At 66.4% G+C, this 4,421-nt stretch carries 2 protein-coding genes; both read left to right on the top strand.

Features of this window, described 5'->3' with window-relative positions; genetic code table 11:
* A partial coding sequence (locus tag VFZ66_25615) for a hypothetical protein (protein HEX6292589.1) occupies window positions 1–707 on the top strand: 707 nt, incomplete at its 5' end.
* Window positions 708–908: 201 nt separating this feature from the next.
* Window positions 909–4,421: SDR family NAD(P)-dependent oxidoreductase (locus tag VFZ66_25610; protein HEX6292588.1), on the top strand; the 3,513-nt coding region annotated here is incomplete at its 3' end.

Genomic DNA, 4,421 nt, shown 5'->3' with positions numbered 1-4,421 from the left:
ATCTCACCTGGCTGCCGCTCACGATGCGCGCCGCCGATCGTGCGGCCAGCGCCGCCGCTGCCACGCCCTCGGTCGGCCTGCTCCGATCGTATGGCCTGGCGTTCCTGTGGCTCAGGACCGCGCCACTCCTGCTGCTGATGGTCTTTATTCGCGCCGCCGACGCCTTCGGCTCCGCGTCGCACAACGTGGGCATTCCGGTCTACGCCAACCTCATCAGCCCGCAGAATCCCTCGGCCTTCGTGGGCCGTACCTGGGCCGCCTGGGCGATTGGCAGCCTGCTCGCCCACCATCTGCTGAGCCGCTTTTTGAAGCGCGACGACCAGACGATCAGCGAGAGCGCCTTCGCGCTTGGCACCTGCTTCATGTCCGTCTTCTTTATCCTGGTGTTTACGGGCCTGCCCCTCCCGCTCACGCTGCTGGTCGCCGTCGCCGCCGGGCTTGCCGATGGCCTGACCGAGATCGCCTATACCTCGCGTCTCCAGGGCATGGCAGATGAGCAGCGCGGCTTTATCTTCGGCTTCTCGGCTATGGCCGAAAGCCTGGGCTTTGGTGTGGGCATGATCCTGTGTGCCTGGCTGATGGAACGTGTCTCGCCGGTTTCTGTCGTGAGCCTGTTTCATGGCATCGCGATTGTCCTGGCGCTGGTGTTCCTGCTGTTCCTCATCAATCACGCCCGTCGGCTCCGCAGAGCCGACAGCATCGGATAGCGCTGATCGCGCCTGATCACGAACAACGAGCCGTCAACCAGGGGAGCTACGCAGCCGATCGTCCTAGCCTATATGTCGGCCCACGGCAGCACGGTCCATCATCCATGCGGGTACGTCGTGGATGACCCGGCAACTCAGGTACCGCCCTGCCGGAGGCGACAAGTACTCACGGCGTAACGCCGGTACACAGCAGGTGGAGGTATGGAAGCAGCGGACCGAACGCGCCGGATCGATCTCGAAGCGCGCCTGTCAGGTGATGACATCCTGGATTGCGTGGTGATCACACGCACAACTATACACGGTCACATCCGCTTTGTCGCCTATCTGGTGCCGACACCGGCCACCGACGCAGCGCGCCTGAAGCGCCGGATCGAGGCCGAGTCGCTCGCGGCTCAGCATCCCGTGGTGCCCGTCCTGGTCAACCAGATCCCCCGCACCGCCGAGGGCACGCCCGATCTTCCCGCCCTGCTGCGGCTGCCCGTCCTCACGCCCCAGGCGCTCCATGACTTCGATCTCATGCTGCGCCAGCGGTGGCCCGATGGCCGCTTCCAGGTTGACCTCGCGCCCGACAGCATACCGCGCACGCGCGTGCATGTTTCGGCAATTGATCGCACCTGGCGTGCCGTCGAAACCGAAGCGCTCCCGGTGGCGAGTCTGCCAGCCGAGACGGAGTCCGCGCCAGGCGCGGCGCTGCCTCCTGCGCTCTGCGATGGCGGCCCGCTGCGCGTCGCGCCGGACGATCCGCGCACGCTTCCAGCGGCGCTGCTGCGCGCGGCGGAGCAGTTTCCCGATCACGGGCTGCATGTGGTTGTGGATCGGCAGCAGACCCACTTCATCGCCTACCCCGATCTGCTGGCGCGAGCACGCCGTATCCTGGGCGGTCTGAGGGAGCAGGGCTTGCAGGCAGGTGATGTCGCGATCCTGCACATTCCCACGCTTGCCGATCACTTCCCGGCCTTCTGGGCGTGCGTCCTGGGCGGCATCCGTCCCGTCACGATCGCGCGGCCACCCGGCTACGGCGCGCGCAACGCCGTGCTCGACAAGCTGTATCATGCCTGGCTGTCGCTTGCTCGGCCCGTCCTGATCAGCGGTGGACAGACCGCCGCCGATCTGCGCAGCCTGACCGGGCTGTATGACATGGATGGCCTGCGCGTCCTGACCGTCGAGCGCTGCGAGCAGGCTCCCGCCGCCGAGGAACTGCACCAGCCTGATCCGGCTGACGTCGCGATGCTGCAATTGTCGTCGGGCAGCACCGGCACCTCCAAGGTCATCCAGATCACGCATCGCGGGCTGATGGAGTACGTGCTCGGCGACCGGGACAGCACCGGCTTTGCCAGCGGCGATCTTACCTTCAACTGGCTGCCGCTCGATCACGTCGTGCCGATCGTCATGTTTCACCTGCGGCCCGTGTTTCTGGGCTGCACCAACCTGCACGCGCCCGCCGAGCTGATCCTGGCCGATCCGCTGCTCTGGCTCGACCTGCTGGAACGCCATCGGGTCAACCACACGTGGGCGCCCAACTTCGGCTATAAGCTGATCACCGAGGCCCTGCACAGGCAGCCTGGCCGCCACTGGGATCTCGCGGCGCTCAAGACGCTGCTGAACGCCGGGGAGCAATGCACGCTGCCCGTGATGCGTGATTTCCTGACCGCGACCGCGCCCTTCGGCATCAGCGCCAGCAAGCTGGTGCTGGCCTGGGGCATGGCCGAAACCTGCACCGCGATCGTCTACAAGTTCTTCTCCGATGCCGACAGCGTGCAGTATGTCCGCACCTCAAGCATTCGCGGCGCGCTGGAATGGCTCGCAGCAAACGCCGAGCCAGCCGATCAGACCATCTTCCTCAGCATGGGTCGTCCCGCGATGGGCGCGACGCTGCGCGTGGTCGATCAGCGTAACCACCTGTTGCCGGAAGGCTGGATCGGGCGGCTTCAGGTGCGATCGGGACGAGTCACACCCGGCTATCTCAACCATCCCGAAGCCAATCGCGACGCCTTCCCTGACGGAGACTGGTTCAACACGGGCGATCTGGCCTTCATCAAGGATGGACAGGTCACGATCACGGGCCGCGAGAAGGAACTAATCATCATCGGCGGCAACCACTACTACTGCTATGACCTCGAAGATGCCGTCAGCCGGATCGCGGGCGTCAAGCCGAGCTTCGTTGCCGCCTGCGGCGTGCCGACGCGCACGACCGGCAGCGAGGCGCTGGTGATCTTCTTCGTCGCGGAGCCGTCGCAGCAGCCCGATGTGCTGGCGATCATCCGCACGATCCGCGACACGCTGGCGGTGCATTTCCAGACCGCGCCCGCGCTGGTGATTCCGCTCGCCGAGGCGAGCTTTCCCAAAACCACCAGCGGCAAAATTCAACGCAGCGAGCTGAAAGAGCGCCTGCTGCGCGGCGAATTCGATGGCATCGTCAGGGAGCTGGACCTGCGCGAAGGCAACGCCAACACCGTCCCCGATTGCATGTACCGCGTTGCCTGGGAGGCCAGGGAATATCTCGCCGACGCCGCGCTGCCGCAGGACGGTGTGACGCTCGTGCTGAGCGACGAGGACGGACTCGCCGACGGTCTTGAGCACCACCGCGCTCATTTCGGCAGCCTGGTGCGGGTGGGGCGGGCAAGCGACTACGCAGAGATAGGAGCAGATCGCTTCCACCTCGATCCCGCTGTGCCGGAGCACTGGGATCGGCTGTTCCGCGCGCTGCGGGAGCAGAACCTCCTACCGCAGACGGTGCTGTATCTTTGGAGCTACCTGCCTTTACCGGACCCGGATCTTGCTGGCGCTGCGCTCAACAACGCGACGGCGCGCTGTGGCGATGCGTTGCTCATGGTGATCCGCGCCCTCGCCAAACACGTTCCCTCCACACCGCTCCGTGTGGTCACGGTCAGTCGGCAGTTGCACCGCATCACCGGCGATGAGGCGATCTGCTATCCAGCGGCGATGACGGCGGCGCTCACGCTTGGCCTGCGGCATGAGTATCCCCACCTCGACGCCTGGCACCTGGACCTGGCAGGCCGCTCGCCGCGCGCGGATGCCGACGATCTGCTGGCCGCGCTGTGGATGCGCCGAAGCGGAGCGGAGATCGCCTGGCGCGACGGGCGCTGCTATCTGCGCCGCCTGGTCAAGCTGACGCCGCGCCCACACCCTGAGCCGTCGTCGCTGCTGCGTCACGGCGCGTGCTATGTGGTCAGCGGCGGACTGGGCGGGATCGGGGCAGAGTTGCTGGCGGATCTGCTGCAGCGCTACCAGTTGAATGTGCTGATCCTTGGACGAACACCGCTGGCTGAAGACAAAAAGGCGCTGCTCGACCGGCTTGCCGCCAGGGGTGGGAGCGTGCGCTACCGCGCCGTCGATCTCACGGATACCGCCGGTCTGGAGGAGGCGGTACGCGAGGCCGAGGCCGCCTGGCAGCAGCCGCTCGACGGCGTCGTGCATCTTGCAGGCGGCTATGAGCTTCGGTTGCTCGCGGATCACGACTCGTCGAGCTGGCAGCGGGCGCTGGCGAGCAAGCTTGCGGGCAGCCTGCACCTGGCGGCGCTGCTCCGCGATCGGCCCCAGGCGACCTTCATCGCCTTCTCGTCGCTGCTGAGCCTGATCGGGGCGACCGGCTCTGCCGCCTACAGCGCCGCCAACCGCGTGCTTGAAGCCGTGTGCGACTACCTGGCGGCCCATACGGAGATCCGCACCTACTGCTTGAGCTGGGGGCTGTGG

This window comes from Herpetosiphonaceae bacterium, from assembly GCA_036374795.1.
GTDB lineage: Bacteria > Chloroflexota > Chloroflexia > Chloroflexales > Kallotenuaceae > LB3-1.
Note: the sequence above shows the minus strand (reverse complement) of the source record. Positions and strands in the feature narration are given on the sequence as shown.